Origin of the sequence: Cytobacillus sp., from assembly GCF_032154635.1 — a bacterium.
Taxonomy (GTDB): Bacteria; Bacillota; Bacilli; order Bacillales; family Cytobacillaceae; genus Cytobacillus.
In genome coordinates this window covers 152068-166924 of the sequence record NZ_JALDXW010000001.1, presented here as the reverse complement: position 1 = coordinate 166924, position 14857 = coordinate 152068, and the positions used below count along the sequence as shown (strand labels likewise).

The window sequence follows — 14857 nt, the reverse complement described above, 5'->3', positions numbered from 1 at the left end:
CTTAAATGAGTCAAAGACGCTAAATAACCATTTAGCGCTTTGACCAGATCTTTTGTTTACATTTACTGTTTATTATTTTTTACGGCTTAAAATGTGGTGACCATTTTGAAGGAATTGGCTGCGAGAATTACGCATTCTTTCAATTCTTTCTTCAGCCATACGGTCAGCTGCTTTATAAGTTGGGATGCCATCGCGTTTTGAGATTTCAATAACTTTTTCAATTGTATCGTAAAGGCCTTCAACTTTCTTCATTGCACGTTCAGCATTGTAGCCATATAATTCGTCAGCCACGTTAATAACTCCACCTGCATTGATTACATAGTCAGGAGCATAAACGATACCCATTTCATGGATAATATCGCCATGACGTTCTTCTTTTAATTGGTTGTTTGCAGAACCAGCGATTACTTTTGCTTTAAATTGTGGAATTGTATCATCGTTTACTGTTGCGCCAAGTGCACATGGTGCATAGATATCACATTCAACTCCGTAAATTTCATCTGGCTCAACCGCTTTTGCACCAAAATCGTTAACTGCACGTTGTACAGCTTCTTTATTAATATCTGTAACGATTAATTGAGCGCCTTCTTCGTGAAGGTGTTTACATAGGTGGTATGCAACGTTACCAACACCTTGTACTGCAACAACTTTACCTTCTAAAGAATCTGTGCCAAATGCTGCTTTAGCTGCAGCTTTCATCCCTACATACACACCGTAAGCTGTTACTGGAGATGGGTTACCAGAAGAACCGAATGCTGGAGAAATACCTGTTACATAATCTGTTTCTTCATGGATAAGGTCCATATCAGCAACAGTTGTACCTACGTCTTCAGCAGTGATGTAACGGCCATTTAAGCCTTGGACATAACGGCCAAATGCACGGAACATTTCTTCGTTTTTATCTTTCTTAGGATCGCCGATGATAACTGTTTTACCACCGCCAAGGTTAAGTCCAGCAGCAGCATTTTTGTATGTCATACCTTTTGCAAGACGTAATGCATCTTCAATTGCAGCTTCTTCTGAAGCGTATGTCCACATACGAGTACCACCAAGTGCTGGTCCTAATGTAGTGTCATGGATAGCAATAATAGCTTTTAAACCTGATGTTTTGTCTTGGCAAATTACTACTTGTTCATAATCATACTTTTCTAGATATTTGAAAATTTCCATGTTAAAATTCCTCCCACTAATCATGTGTTTATTATTTTGTAGCAGAGCAGATCGCTAATGCTAATGAGTATAGCTTGCTCTCAGCTGAATCGGCTCTAGATGTTAAAACGATTGGTGCTTTTGCCCCAGCAATAACTGCTCCTACTTTTGCTTTTGCAAAATAAATCAATGACTTATAAAGAGCATTTCCAACTTCAATTGTTGGAACTAGTAGAATATCTGCTTGTCCAGCAACATCGCTTTTTATCCCTTTATGTTCGGCTGCAGTTAAGGATACTGCATTATCTAAAGCAAGCGGACCATCTACAATACAACCAGTCAGCTGGCCACGTTTATTCATAGTGGTCAGAGCGGCAGCATCTAAAGTTGCCTGCATCGCTGGGTTAACAACTTCCACAGCTGCGATAGGTGCAACTTTTGGGTTATCAACACCGATGCTTTTTGCTATTCCGACAGCATTTCTTGTGATTTGTGCCTTTTGCTCTAAATCTGGTGCAATATTCATTGCTGCATCGGTTACAATTGTAAACCGGTCAAAACCGGGAACCTCAAAAACAGCAACGTGTGATAAAACACTTCCTGCTCGCAGACCATATTCTTTGTTTAATACAGCCTTTAAAATCGTAGCAGTTGGGACATTCCCCTTCATCAATACATTTGCTTCATTCAGTTTTACAGCTTTAACTGCATGTTCTGCAGACGCAGCTGGTGAATGAGTGTGAATGATTTGAAGTTTTGGATTTTTAGCTAAACCGCCATGATGCTCTTCCATTATTTGAAGAATTTTTTCCTTATCTCCAAATAATAAGAATTTTGCTAAATTCCTTTCGAGCGCTGAAGCGACAGCTTCGATCACTTCATGATCTTCTGCGGCCGCAACTGCTACAGTTTTTTCTTCGTATTGGGTTGCTCTCTGTATAAGCGAATCCAATTCCATCGTCTCAACCCCTTTACTCAAAACCTATGCGCTAGAGCTAGACAATCCTCTAACTCTCAAGCACTTAACTTTGTTTCATTTTTCTTGTTGCTACACTCATTATTCTTATATGCAAGAAGTGTGCCAAAACACAAATGCGAAGAAAACGCTTTTTCACAATAATATCGCCATGAAAAAATCTTCACACATGAAAATTATTGCATGCTATTGTTTGCAATCCCATACTTTTCAAGCTTATAGTACAAATTCCTTACGGACAAGCCGAGGGATTTCGCCGTCATTGTTTTATTGCCTTCCATTTCTTTTAGGGTCTTTAGGATCATTCTTTCTTCATATTGTTCTACTAGCTTGGCCAATGTTTGATCATGTTTTAACGGTTCTTCCATTTGTTCATTCGGTTTATTCATTTTTTTTATCAGTTCAGGAACATGGTGTTCTTCAAGCTGAATTTCATTGTAATTCATGAAAATAATCGCCCTGCCTAGAATATTCTCCAGCTCCCTTACATTGCCTGGCCAATCATATTCCATCAGCTTTTTCATAGCGGATTCTGAAATACTTTCTACATTCCGCCCATATTCCTGATTAATTTTTTGAATAAGCCGTGTACATAACAAAGGAATATCTTCTTTCCTTTTCCGTAGTGAGGGGATATGAATAGGCATCCTATTAAGCCTATAATACAAGTCTTCCCTAAAAGTTCCGCTCGCAATTCCTTTTTCTAAATTAACATTAGTTGCCGCAATTACCCTTACGTTTATAGGGATGGACTTAGTCCCGCCTACACGGGTGATTTCCTTCTCTTGCAGAACCCTTAATAGTTTAGCCTGTGTATTCGCTGTTAACTCACCAATCTCGTCAAGGAAAATACTCCCATTATTCGCCTCCTCAAACAGTCCTCTTTTCCCGCCTCTTTTTGCCCCTGAAAAAGCTCCTTCTTCATAACCAAAAAGTTCGCTTTCTAAAAGTGACTCTGATAAAGCAGCACAGTTTACACGAATAAATTTATTGTACCTCCGATCACTTCCATTATGAATAGCATGGGCAAATAACTCTTTTCCAGTACCCGATTCCCCTCTAAGCAAAACGGTTGCAGGTGTCTTTGCACCAAGACGCGCTTGTTCTATGGCAATGGTCATTTCCTCAGAACGTCCAATGATATCATCAAAGGAATATTTAGCTTCAAGTGTACGAATAATTTGCCGGGCACGATGCAATTCTCTATTCAATGATTCAATCTCAGAAACATCATGGATAACCCCAACACTTCCTTTAATAATGCCGTCCACAATGACGGGTGCTACATTGACAACGACTTCCTTTTTATTGGGGCCAACCCTCATGGCAACTCCCCTTACAGCCCTTCTCGTTTGAAGAACCTTCATATGCACACTTTCTCCTTCAGATATATCAGTTGTTGCAGGTTTTCCAATAATCTCTTCTTCTGAAAGTCCTGTAATACGTGAATAAGCAGGATTTATTAATAACCCTTTCCCATTCTCATCTACTACTGATATCGCTTCATCACTTGACTGAATAATGGCCTGAAGCATCGTTTGAATTTCCTTGAGGTTCGTTATTTCTTCCGCTAAATTCATCACTTCAGTTATATCTTTAAAAACTGAAAATGCCCCAAGTAATTCATTATTCTCACCAATCATCGGAATTCTTGTTGTAATTACTTTTAGCCCGTTATTCAATACAAGTTCCTGATTTGATTCAATTCGTCTAGTCTTCATTACCCGTTTTAATCGGCTATTTGATATAATTTGATCGATCGGACGTCCAATCGCCTCTTTCGCTTTAATGCCTGTCATTTTTTCCGCGCTTCGGTTGAAAAGGATAATCTCTGAGTTTTGATTCACTCCAATCATTCCGTCCCCAGTCGTATTAAAAATGAGATCACGCTTATACGTTTCACTTTCAATACTTGAAATTAACTTTTCTTTTTCTTCTATTAGGCCGGCAATTAAAAAGGCAACAGTACCTGGTATTAATACTGAATCCTTTTTTTTCGCCTCACGAAGTTCGAGGAAAACATCCTGCCTTCCTGTTACTTCAACAATAATATCTATATTTTGATCAATAAATTGCTTCCAATCGGTACCTGTTGGAATTCCAACTTCCTTTGCTTTTTCAACGCCTGGTGCTTCGGGGTTGCAGTCTACTACTGCAATGACCTTTAGCATCTCTGTTTCTCTCATTATTTTTAAGATCGCAGAACCGCCCTTGCCAGCTCCAACAATCATGACTGTTTGCATGTATTACCCACCTTTGGACCTTGAAGATTATTTCGTGAATTTTCTATCTATTGTGCAATTTTTTTCATATATTCTTATTTTATACATGATTGTTGTACTTGACAAATTTCTCTATACATTTAATACTTTTTTTAGAAGGAAAAAATGAAGGGAACCACTGATGATAAGAATATTTGCTTTAATCATACTATTAATACCTGGATTTTTAGCAGCATATGGCATTAAATTGATGAGAGATATGGTTTTTGGCATTTTGCAAAGCCCTTTCCCGTATTTATGGTTGCAGTTTCTTGTAGGTATGCTCTTGTTTTTACTTGGACTTGGCTTTGTAGCCGGCTTTATCCTTTATCGTGATCGAAAAAGAAATAAAGTACAAAATCGTTTTAAAAAATAAAGCAATCGGTGAAATTCACCGATTGCTTTATTTGTTCATCTATTTCTGATTTCCAATGCTTTAACTGGATCATCGGTAATAACTGCTGAGCATCCAACCGAAAAAAATCTTTGTAAATCCTTTTCTTTATTTACAGTGTACGGTCTTACGGCAATTCCATATTCTATAGATGCCTTAACCAATTCATTTGGTGCAGCCGTATGCTTCGGATGAATACTCCTTGCACCTATCGACTGAGCATAAACCCAAGGCATGTACAGCCCCTCAGAAAACAATGGAGCGGTTTCTATGTCTTGATCGATCCTATAGCAATAAACAATACTATAGTGATTAAAGGAAGAAAGGATCACCCTATCTTTCATCTTATAATTATGAATTAGATGGATAAGCTTTTCTTCCATTCCTTTATAGGGGAACACCCCATTCTTTAACTCGATATTACAGATAATCTGATTCGTTGTCATCCATTCGAATACTTCTTCTAGTGCAGGAATAGGTTCCTTTTGTAACAGCTTCTTTTTCTTATAACTTGCATCTAGCTTTCTAATTTCTTTAAAGGTAAAATCTTTTACAAAGCCTTTCCCATTTGTGGTCCGATCGACTTTTTCATCATGAATGACTACTATTTGCCCATCCTTTGTAAGTTGGACATCAAGCTCAAGACCATCAGCACCTGCTAGGGCTGCTTCTTTAAATGCTTTCATTGTATTTTCTGGATATACTAGCGAATATCCTCTATGAGCAAATACAAGTGTCATCCAATCACCCCTTTAGGAGGAATAAGTAATGAAACCTTTACAAATATCAGCTGAAACAGCAAAAGCACTGGCAGAAAAATTAAAGCTTCCAATTGAACAAATCATGCACATGCCTCAGCATATACTGATCCAAAAAATGATGGAATTAGAAAAGAAAAGTAACCAAACAGAACGTTTGTAAATAAGTGTATGTACCATTCGTAAAAAAGAGCGCTCCTAATTATGAGCGCTCTCTTTCATTATTCTTACATGGATCCTATCCCTTTCAAGACGCTTTATGTTCTAAGCGCAGTTTATCAGCAACCATGGCAATAAATTCCGAATTTGTCGGCTTAGCTTTAGACATACTTACTGTGTAGCCGAAAAGTGAAGAGATTGAATCAATATTGCCCCGGCTCCAAGCAACTTCAATTGCATGGCGAATGGCCCGTTCTACACGGCTTGCTGTTGTATTATATTTTTTCGCAATATCTGGATATAAAACTTTTGTAATAGAACCAAGAAGTTCAATATCATTATATACCATTGAAATTGCCTCTCGAAGATACATGTATCCTTTAATATGTGCAGGCACACCGATTTCATGAATAATGCTAGTAATACTCGCATCAAGGTTTTTAGGCTTAGATTCTACTTGAGGACGATAGCTCGATGAGGATTTTCTAATGATCGGATTTGTTTTTCCGCTAACTTGACGAATATGTCTTGCTAAATTATCCATATCAAAAGGTTTTAAGATAAAATAAGATGCCCCTAAATCAACCGCTTTCTTTGTAACGTCTTCCTGGCCAAATGCAGTTAGCATGATTACGTTTGGCAATTGCGTTTTTTTCATATCACGCAATCTTTCAAGCACCGCAAGCCCATCTAAATGCGGCATAATAATATCTAAAACAAGAACATCTAACTCTTCATGTTCAAGGATTTCCAAGCAATCCTGCCCATTATGAGCAACGCCAACAACTTCCATATCTTCTTGAGATGAAATGTATTCATCTAAAAGTCCGACAAGCTCTCGATTGTCATCAACCACACATACTCTAATTTTCTTCAATTTATTCTTTCCTCCTCGAACCATGTTAGTCTCTTTGCCATCTATATATTTTTATTCTAAATGAGAAATTCGACAATGCAACAGAAATTCCTTTAGTTTTTTTAAATTTTCTTAAAAATAGGATAAAATCATTAGTTTTCTTTTATTTTCTCTCTAATTCGACTAATTTCATTATTTTTGTCGAACATTCTTTACATAATTATAACATAATAAAAGAGACAGAAGTTTCACCCTCTGTCTCCTAATTATTTACACTTTTTATTAAGATGCTTTTTCTCTTGGCTGTTCATAAATATCAATTCCTGCTTCATGCAGCATCCATTCAATATGGACACCATAGCCCGAGGTTGGATCATTTACAAACACATGGGTGACTGCGCCAATTACTTTATCATTTTGTATAATTGGACTTCCGCTCATCCCCTGAACGATTCCACCAGTTTTCGCTAATAACTTTGGATCCGTAACTTTTATGACCATGCCTTTTGTTGCTGGAAACTTTTGAGGGATTGTGCTTACAATTTCTATGTCAAAAAGATTGACCTCGTCATTATCCACAACAGTTAATATTTGTGCTGGCCCTTCTTTTACTTGATGCGATAAAGCAATTGGCATTGGTTTATCAAGAATGCCATTCTTGATATCTTGGTTTAACTTCCCAAAAATGCCAAACGGACTATTTTTAACAATATTTCCTATAACTTCTTTATCCGGCGAAAAACGAGCTAGTTTTTCACCAGGGTTTCCGTGGCTTCCTTTTTCAATTGAGGTGACCGTCGAACGGACAATCTGCCCATCATCTACAACAATCGCCTTCTTCGTATCCATATCAGATATGACATGACCTAATGCCCCGTACTTTCTAGATTCTGGATGGTAAAAAGTCATCGTTCCTATTCCTGCTGCCGAGTCCCTGATATATAATCCAAGTTTATATGAACCCTCTGCCTTATCTTTCTTTGGCGTTAATTCAGTTGATATTTTTTCGTTTTCACGATTGAGCATGATTTTTAAAGGGGTGCTTTTACTTCCTGCTTCTTGGACAAAAGGAGCGACATCCGACATTTTTTCAATCTTTTTCCCATTTATCTCTGTTATGATGTCCCCTATTTTTATTCCTGCTATTTCACCAGGAGATGATTTTCCGTCTAAAGCGTCAATCTGATGGTGCCCAACAACAAGCACACCAATCGTATTTAATTTAACTCCAATTGATTGACCACCTGGAATGACTTTAAAATCCTTCAACACATTTACATCAACCTTTTTGATTGGAAAACCTGCCAGTTCTAAAAACATTTCATTTTCCCCATGTTTATTTCCTTTTAGGGAAATGGAATGTGTGTCTTCTTTAAGCTCCATTCTTTCATTATTTGAAGACATTTCTGCCGATACCATTTTTGCTTTTGCTATTTCAATATGCTGGCCTTCAAAAAGAGTAATTTTGTTTGGAATATGCAAATATTCCTGAAAGGGTTTTGAGAAACCAATTGCAATTAATGAAACAAGGAGAATTCCACCAATTATTTTTCTTAAAGCATTTAAAGTCAATTTTTTCACTCTCCTCGCTTCTAATCCACAACGTCAAATGGCTACATCTTTAATTTTGCCTGCATAGCGAGCATTTATAACTGGTATAGAGAGAAAAAAGCTATCCTTCTTTGGATAGCTTTTCAATGTATCTTTAATTGCTCTGCAAGTTGAAGAAGCTCCTTCGCATGTTCCTTCGTTAATTCAGTAATTTCCACACCTGAAATCATCCGGCCAATTTCTTTAATCTTTTCGGATTCACTCAGCGGTTTAACCGTTGTTTTTGTACGACCCTCAATAATATTCTTTGCAATATATAAATGAGTATCTGCCATTGCAGCGACTTGTGGCAAATGGGAAATACATAAAACCTGTGAATTTATTGCTACTTTATGAATTTTTTCTGCGATTGCCTGAGCAACTCGTCCACTTACCCCTGTATCTACTTCATCAAAAATAATGGAGGTAACACCTTGATGCTTAGAAAAAATACTCTTTAACGCGAGCATTATTCTTGAAAGTTCTCCTCCTGAGGCTATTTTAGAAAGTGGTTTTAATGGTTCCCCAGGGTTTGTAGAAAGATAAAATTCACCTTTATCTATTCCATTCCTCATGAAACTTTCTGTATTTTTGACAAATTGAACCTCAAACACAGTTTTCTCCATATAAAGCTCTTTTAATTCTTTGTGAATCAATTTGGTTAATTTTTGTGCAAAAATTTTCCTAAGTGTACTTACTTCTTCCGCTTCAACTAATAGGTCTTTTCTAAGAGAAGCAATTTCCTTTTCGAGTTGACCAATATGTGTTTCCTTGTTTAACAATGTTTCTATTTCCTCTTCAATTTTTGAAGAGTACTCTAGAATTTCTGCTACAGTCTTGCCATATTTTCGCTTCAATTGATTGATTTCATTTAATCTGTCTTCAATTTCAGCTAATCTTTCCGGATCATATTCAAGAAAGTCCATTTCATTCCGAATCGTACGCGCTGCATCTTCCAGTTGATAAAAGCTGTTTGAAACAGACTCAGCTAATTCCTTATAAGAAGGATCAAGCTCAGCAGCATTTTGAATATGCCCCATAACAAGTCCAATCCAATCGAGCCCTTTATATTCTCCTTGTAATCCATTGTATCCCGATTGCAGTGAGTCATATACCCGTTCAAAATTACTTAGCTTTCGTTTTTCTACAATAAGCTCCTCATCTTCATTTATTTTTAAGTCTGCAGTAAGAATTTCATCCAGTTGAAATTGTATTAAATCTAGCCTGTGTGCCATTTGCTGGTCATTTTCACTTAAATTCTTTAATTGTTTTACCTTTTGCTCGTAAGCTTGGTACACTTGCTGATATTCATTTAGAGCCGCAGAAATCTTTTCCCCGCCGAATTGATCAAGAAGAGAGAGATGCATCGTTTCATCCATTAGTTCTTGATGCTCATGCTGTCCGTGTATGTCAATAAGTGTACTGCCAATTTCCCTTAAGGTTGAAATTGTAACAAGCTTCCCGTTAATGCGGCAAACACTTTTTCCATTTCTCGAAATATCTCTTCTTAGTATAGCCATCCCATCTTCAAGCTCAATTCCAAATTCATTTGCTTTTGCAAAGCATGGATGGTTTGGATCATCCAATTGAAATAACCCTTCAATTTCTGCTTTTTCAGAGCCATGGCGCACAAACTCAGCTGACCCTCTTCCACCTACAAGTAAATGAATGGCATCAATTATAATCGATTTTCCCGCTCCTGTTTCTCCGCTTAATACAGTTAAGCCCTTATCAAAGGAAATTGATAGGGCTTCAATAATCGCAAAATTTCTTATCGATAATTCAGTTATCATGAAATATTCTCACCCCATATCAAATGCGCCTTGAAGTTAAAGCATTTCAAGAAAGCGGTTTGAAATAGCTTCTGTATCCTCATGTGTTTTACAAATAATTAAGATCGTATCATCCCCACAAATTGTTCCTAAAATTTCTTCCCAATCAAGATTGTCAATTAATGCACCAATAGCCATAGCATTTCCTGGCAAAGTCTTCATGACAAGCAGATGCCCTGCAGAGTCAATTCGAACGAAAGCATCCATAAGATTTCTTCTAAGTTTTTGCAATGGATTAAAACGCTGATCAGCTGGAAGGCTATATTTATATCGTCCATCAATTAATGGAACTTTTACAAGATGAAGTTCTTTAATATCCCTAGATACGGTTGCCTGGGTTACATTATAACCAGCACTTTTCAACTCATCGACAAGATCATCCTGTGTTTCAATATCATTATTTGCTATAATCTCCCGAATTTTTATATGTCGTTGGCCTTTGTTCATCATTTCACCTCAATATATGTTTCTATTCCCATAAGAATTTGCTCATTAGAATTTGATAACGACAAAGAAAATATACTAAATCCTACCTATATGTTAGCTGATTTTCCCTATAATGTACAATTTTTCTTCAATTTCCGGGGGAATATTTCCTGCAATTGTCTTAATATATTCCACAAAAAAAGAAATAAGCCGAAGCCTATTCCTCCTGATTAGTTTGTTTTGTTTTTAATTCTGAATGAGCTTCTTTTACGATCTCATTTGGATTTTTTTGCAGCAAGTTTTCCCCAATCGTTTTTTCGCCCGTCCAAGAAAGATGAAGCAAAAATTCAATATTGCCATCTCCACCAGTAATTGGAGAGAATGATAGGTCACAGACATTATATCCAAGGTCCAGTGAGAAGTTGATAATCATTTCAAGAACATGCTCATGCACCTTCGAATCTCTAACAATCCCCTTTTTACCTACTTGTTCACGGCCTGCTTCAAACTGTGGTTTAACAAGAGCCACCACATCACTATTCAAAACAAGCAGCGTCTTTAATACAGGGAGGATCAATTTTAATGATATAAAGGATACATCGATGGAGGCAAAATCCGGCATCCCTTCGGTTAGATCAGCAGGTGTTACATATCGGAAGTTCGTTCGTTCCATCACAACAACACGCTCATCCTGCCTCAATTTCCAGGCCAACTGGTTGTAGCCAACATCCAGAGCATAGGACATTTTTGCTCCATTTTGCAGGGCACAGTCTGTAAATCCGCCTGTAGAAGCCCCAATATCCAGAAGAATCTTATCCTTTACATTTAAATTAAATATTTTCAATGCTTTTTCCAGCTTTAAACCGCCCCTGCTGACATAAGGCAAAACTTTCCCTTTTACTCTTAAAGGAATATCAATATTTACTTTTTCCCCCGGTTTGTCAAGGCGATTTTCATTACTGAATACTAGTCCAGCCATAATTGTTCTCTTTGCTTTTTCTCTAGTCTCAGCCAATCCTCTTTCAACTAATAAAACATCTAAGCGTTCTTTCTTTATTTTCATGCTTACGCCCTTTTTTGTTTTTTTCTAGCTAGAATGTTCATTCGCTTTACTACATCATCCGTTGTCATGCCGATTTCTTCCAAAAGTTTATCTACACTTCCATGCTCAATAAACTGATCTGGGATTCCCATGCAGTCAATTTCCATATGGTGGAATCCTTTTTCATGAGCAAATTCTAAAATTGAGCTGCCAAACCCTCCTTGAAGAACAGCTTCTTCAATAGTTAAAATAGGCATATTTTCTTTAAATAGCTCTAAAAGCATTTTCTCATCTAACGGCTTAATAAATCTTGCGTTAATTACTTTAACAGAAATGCCGTGTTTTTCTAAAATATTAGCTGCTTCTAATGCCATCGGAATCGTAGTACCAAACGTTAATATTGCTGCATCCTCGCCTTTTTTCAGCACCTCCCATGTACCAATTGGGATTGGTTTTAATGTCTCATCCATCGGTACACCGATTCCATTGCCTCGCGGAAATCTCATCGCTATTGGCCCATCATCATATTGAATCGCTGTATAAACCATGTGCTGTCCTTCATTTTCATCCTTTGGCATCATCAGAACGATGTTCGGTACATGCCTTAAAAAAGCAATATCAAATACCCCTTGGTGTGTTTCACCATCCGCCCCTACTAGACCTGCACGATCAATTCCGATAAACACATTTAAGTTTTGCCGGCAGATATCATGTACGACTTGATCATATGCACGCTGAAGAAATGTTGAATAGATCGCTAGAAACGGCTTCATTTTTTGTGTCGCAAGGCCTGCAGCTACCGTTGCAGCATGCTGTTCTGCTATTCCAACATCATACATGCGCTCGGGAAATTCACTGGCAAACCCTTCAAGTTTTGATCCAACAGGCATGGCTGGGGTAATTGCAACAATTCGTTCATCTTTTCTCGCTAGTTTACGAACCGTTTCACTTACTAGTTTGCTCCAAGCAGGCGGTGTATTCACTGGTTTAACAAAATCACCTGTCTCCATTTTATATGGACCTGTCCCATGCCATGTTCCAATTGTGTCATTTTCAGCTGGCTTGTAGCCTTTTCCTTTTTTTGTAATTACATGCAGAAGTACTGGTCCTTCTGTTTTCTTCGCATAACTTAAGTTTTCAAATAAATTATCGAAATCATGCCCATCAACTGGGCCTAAATACGTAAAACCTAATTCTTCAAAGAATACGCCCGAAACAAAAAGGTACTTAAGACTATCCTTCACTCTTTCAGCTGTTGCAGCAAGCTTTCCTCCTACTGCCGGAATCTTCTTTAGAAGATATTCAAGCTCATCCTTTGCCCACTGATATTTCCCTGCCGTCCGAAGTCTGCCTAGAACATTGTGTAAAGCACCAACATTCGGTGCAATCGACATTTCATTATCGTTAAGAATAACGATCATATTCTTCTTTTCATGACCGATATGGTTTAATGCTTCTAGAGCCATCCCGCCTGTTAGAGCACCATCGCCAATAACTGGTACTACATAGGAATTTTCTTTTTTCAAATCTCTTGCAATGGCCATTCCCATCGCAGCCGATAAGGATGTGGAGCTATGCCCAGTCTCCCAGACATCATGTTCGCTTTCTGCCATTTTAGGAAATCCGCAGAGGCCTTTGTATTGTCTTAATGTATCAAATTGACACGCACGGCCTGTTAAAATTTTGTGTACATATGATTGATGGCCAACATCCCAAATAATTTTATCCTTAGGACTATCAAAGCATTTATGCAGGGCGATGGTTAATTCAACCACACCTAAGTTAGGCCCAATATGGCCGCCAGTGCTCGACAATCTTTCAATCAGGAATCGGCGTATATCCTGACTTAATACTTTTAATTCTTTATTTGATAATTTCTTTAAAAAGGAAGGGTCCTTAATTTGCATAAGATCCATTCGTGCGGATCACTCACTTTCATTAGAAATGCGGAAGCGCCTTCGGAACAATCAAAATACAGATTATTCCTGCGAAGATTATTCTAAGGAACTTTCCTTAGTGGACACCCCCGACAAGTACGAGATGAGCCTCACAAAAAGGTGTACTTTGCCTTTTTTGAGAGGATTAGCTCGTGCCTCAAGATCGGTTAAAACGCAGCGTCTGTCACATTGCCGACACTAATATATCCTACAGGTCGGGGGTAGGCGCTGAAGCTAGACAGTTCTCTAACTCAAAAGTATTTTATAGTGTTATTATAACAGTATGAAATAAATCCACAAGAAAAAGCAAGAGTGCTTATTCTTGTGGAAATCTTTCATCCATTTATTAGTGATCTCTTGTCTCAATCAAGTCTGTGATTGCCTCAAGCCATTCGACATTTAATTTTGTAGACTTTAACTGATTTTTGGCTAATTCAATATGTTGATGCAACGCTTTCTTCGCCCCTTCTAAGGATAGAAGTGATGGATAGGTCACTTTATGATTAATTTCGTCACTGCCTACGCGTTTGCCAATTATCTCCTCGACTCCTTCCAAATCAAGAATATCATCTCGAATTTGAAAAGCAAGACCAAGATGATAAGCAAATGTTGCAAGGGTTTTAATTTGTTCTTCTGTTGCTCCAGCCAAAATCGCTCCAGAAACAACACTGCACTCAAGAAGTTTTCCGGTTTTATGAATATGGATATATTCTAAATCACTTAAGGATAAATCTTTTTCTTCTCCACTTATATCTGCAACCTGTCCGCCAACCATTCCTTCTGCACCTGATGCTTTAGATAACTCCTTTATTAAAGCAAGCTTTGTGGACGCGTCCGCAAACTCATCAGGAGTCTCCGCAAGCAGTTGAAAACTATATGTTAAAAGTGCATCTCCTGCCAGTATGGCAAATGCATCACCGAAAACTTTATGATTAGTTGGCTTTCCCCTTCTTAAATCATCATTATCCATACTAGGCAGATCATCATGAATGAGTGAATACGTATGAATCATTTCAATCGCTGCCGCTGTTTGCAGCCCTTTTCTTGTGTTCTCTCCAAAAGCAGACAAGGTCGCAAATAAAAGTAATGGTCTAATGCGCTTGCCGCCTGCCTCCAAAGAATAGAGCATCGATTCCTTAATAACAGAAGGAGCAGTTAATTGATTCACGCGATCTCTTAATTCCTTTTCAAGCAACTGTTTATGTGTGCTTGCAAATGTTGAAAACAATTCTTGTGACAAAATTACTCCTCCTCAGTTATGACGAAATTTTCCTTTCGTTTATCTTCTGTCAAAATTTCTGTTAGCTGAGACTCAACATTTTTCAATTTATCGTGGCACAGCTTTGATAGTTCCATCCCTTTTTTATAAATATTAATGGCCTCTTCTAAAGGAACATCCCCTTCTTCCAGTTTTTCAACAATTTCTTCTAAATGTTTCATCGCTTCTTCAAAAGTAAGTTTTTGTTCTGTAGACATC

Annotated in this window: 14 protein-coding genes; 2 read left to right on the top strand and 12 right to left on the bottom strand. The window is 37.7% G+C overall.

The genetic code is table 11. The features are described 5' to 3' along the window. Positions 1-72: 72 nt before the first annotated feature. From bcd to RUH74_RS00890, 3 genes are all read right to left on the bottom strand, one after another. The gene (bcd, locus tag RUH74_RS00900) at positions 73-1170 is read right to left on the bottom strand and encodes a branched-chain amino acid dehydrogenase (RefSeq protein ID WP_313798354.1); all 1098 of its coding nucleotides are present in this window, start codon (positions 1168-1170) and stop codon (positions 73-75) included. A 31-nt stretch (positions 1171-1201) separates the two neighbouring features. Beyond that, on the bottom strand, positions 1202-2107 hold the full coding sequence (gene yqiS / locus RUH74_RS00895) for a phosphate butyryltransferase (RefSeq protein WP_313798353.1): 906 nt from the start codon (positions 2105-2107) through the stop codon (positions 1202-1204). 194 nt (positions 2108-2301) lie between these two features. Beyond that, positions 2302-4368: a sigma 54-interacting transcriptional regulator gene (locus tag RUH74_RS00890; RefSeq protein ID WP_313798352.1), complete on the bottom strand. Its 2067-nt coding sequence runs from the start codon at positions 4366-4368 to the stop codon at positions 2302-2304. A gap of 160 nt (positions 4369-4528) precedes the next feature. Between RUH74_RS00890 and RUH74_RS00885 the strand changes: the two genes are divergently transcribed. Beyond that, positions 4529-4762 (top strand): DUF2627 domain-containing protein, encoded by a 234-nt coding sequence (locus RUH74_RS00885; RefSeq protein WP_313798351.1) that lies wholly within the window; start codon positions 4529-4531, stop codon positions 4760-4762. A 35-nt stretch (positions 4763-4797) separates the two neighbouring features. Here RUH74_RS00885 and RUH74_RS00880 read toward each other — a convergent pair whose 3' ends face one another. After that, on the bottom strand, positions 4798-5520 hold the full coding sequence (locus RUH74_RS00880) for a glycerophosphodiester phosphodiesterase (RefSeq protein WP_313798350.1): 723 nt from the start codon (positions 5518-5520) through the stop codon (positions 4798-4800). Positions 5521-5548: 28 nt separating this feature from the next. On the opposite strand from RUH74_RS00880, the gene RUH74_RS00875 reads away from it, so the two are divergent. After that, complete coding sequence (locus RUH74_RS00875) at positions 5549-5701, top strand: YycC family protein (protein ID WP_313798349.1); 153 nt, start codon at positions 5549-5551, stop codon at positions 5699-5701. A gap of 84 nt (positions 5702-5785) precedes the next feature. Here RUH74_RS00875 and spo0A read toward each other — a convergent pair whose 3' ends face one another. The 8 genes from spo0A to xseB form a co-directional block, all read right to left on the bottom strand. Beyond that, complete coding sequence (gene spo0A, locus RUH74_RS00870; protein ID WP_313798348.1) at positions 5786-6574, bottom strand: sporulation transcription factor Spo0A; 789 nt, start codon at positions 6572-6574, stop codon at positions 5786-5788. Positions 6575-6835: 261 nt separating this feature from the next. Further along, positions 6836-8125, bottom strand: coding sequence for a SpoIVB peptidase (spoIVB, locus tag RUH74_RS00865; RefSeq protein ID WP_313798347.1), 1290 nt, complete (start codon positions 8123-8125; stop codon positions 6836-6838). Positions 8126-8247: 122 nt separating this feature from the next. Then, positions 8248-9936, bottom strand: coding sequence for a DNA repair protein RecN (recN, locus tag RUH74_RS00860; protein WP_313798346.1), 1689 nt, complete (start codon positions 9934-9936; stop codon positions 8248-8250). 36 nt (positions 9937-9972) lie between these two features. Next, positions 9973-10422, bottom strand: a complete 450-nt coding sequence (gene ahrC, locus RUH74_RS00855) for a transcriptional regulator AhrC/ArgR (RefSeq protein ID WP_313798556.1) — start codon at positions 10420-10422, stop codon at positions 9973-9975. A gap of 196 nt (positions 10423-10618) precedes the next feature. Continuing rightward, positions 10619-11464, bottom strand: coding sequence for a TlyA family RNA methyltransferase (locus RUH74_RS00850; RefSeq protein ID WP_313798345.1), 846 nt, complete (start codon positions 11462-11464; stop codon positions 10619-10621). Between the two features lie 2 nt (positions 11465-11466). Beyond that, entirely contained in the window at positions 11467-13359 is a 1893-nt protein-coding gene (dxs, locus tag RUH74_RS00845) for a 1-deoxy-D-xylulose-5-phosphate synthase (RefSeq protein WP_313798344.1), read from the bottom strand. A gap of 367 nt (positions 13360-13726) precedes the next feature. Beyond that, positions 13727-14620, bottom strand: coding sequence for a polyprenyl synthetase family protein (locus RUH74_RS00840; protein ID WP_313798343.1), 894 nt, complete (start codon positions 14618-14620; stop codon positions 13727-13729). Between the two features lie 2 nt (positions 14621-14622). After that, complete coding sequence (gene xseB, locus RUH74_RS00835) at positions 14623-14856, bottom strand: exodeoxyribonuclease VII small subunit (RefSeq protein WP_313798342.1); 234 nt, start codon at positions 14854-14856, stop codon at positions 14623-14625. Position 14857: the final 1 nt, after the last annotated feature.

What these genes read in the sequence shown, in the direction of transcription:
- RUH74_RS00885 (WP_313798351.1), top strand. Translation starts at nt 4,529, where the DNA reads ATGATAAGAATATTTGCTTTAATCATACTATTAATACCTGGATTTTTA.
- dxs (WP_313798344.1), bottom strand. Translation starts at nt 13,359, where the DNA reads ATGGATCTTATGCAAATTAAGGACCCTTCCTTTTTAAAGAAATTATCA.
- yqiS (WP_313798353.1), bottom strand. Translation starts at nt 2,107, where the DNA reads ATGGAATTGGATTCGCTTATACAGAGAGCAACCCAATACGAAGAAAAA.
- RUH74_RS00875 (WP_313798349.1), top strand. Translation starts at nt 5,549, where the DNA reads ATGAAACCTTTACAAATATCAGCTGAAACAGCAAAAGCACTGGCAGAA.
- xseB (WP_313798342.1), bottom strand. Translation starts at nt 14,856, where the DNA reads ATGTCTACAGAACAAAAACTTACTTTTGAAGAAGCGATGAAACATTTA.
- RUH74_RS00880 (WP_313798350.1), bottom strand. Translation starts at nt 5,520, where the DNA reads ATGACACTTGTATTTGCTCATAGAGGATATTCGCTAGTATATCCAGAA.
- ahrC (WP_313798556.1), bottom strand. Translation starts at nt 10,422, where the DNA reads ATGAACAAAGGCCAACGACATATAAAAATTCGGGAGATTATAGCAAAT.
- RUH74_RS00890 (WP_313798352.1), bottom strand. Translation starts at nt 4,368, where the DNA reads ATGCAAACAGTCATGATTGTTGGAGCTGGCAAGGGCGGTTCTGCGATC.
- RUH74_RS00850 (WP_313798345.1), bottom strand. Translation starts at nt 11,464, where the DNA reads ATGAAAATAAAGAAAGAACGCTTAGATGTTTTATTAGTTGAAAGAGGA.
- recN (WP_313798346.1), bottom strand. Translation starts at nt 9,936, where the DNA reads ATGATAACTGAATTATCGATAAGAAATTTTGCGATTATTGAAGCCCTA.
- bcd (WP_313798354.1), bottom strand. Translation starts at nt 1,170, where the DNA reads ATGGAAATTTTCAAATATCTAGAAAAGTATGATTATGAACAAGTAGTA.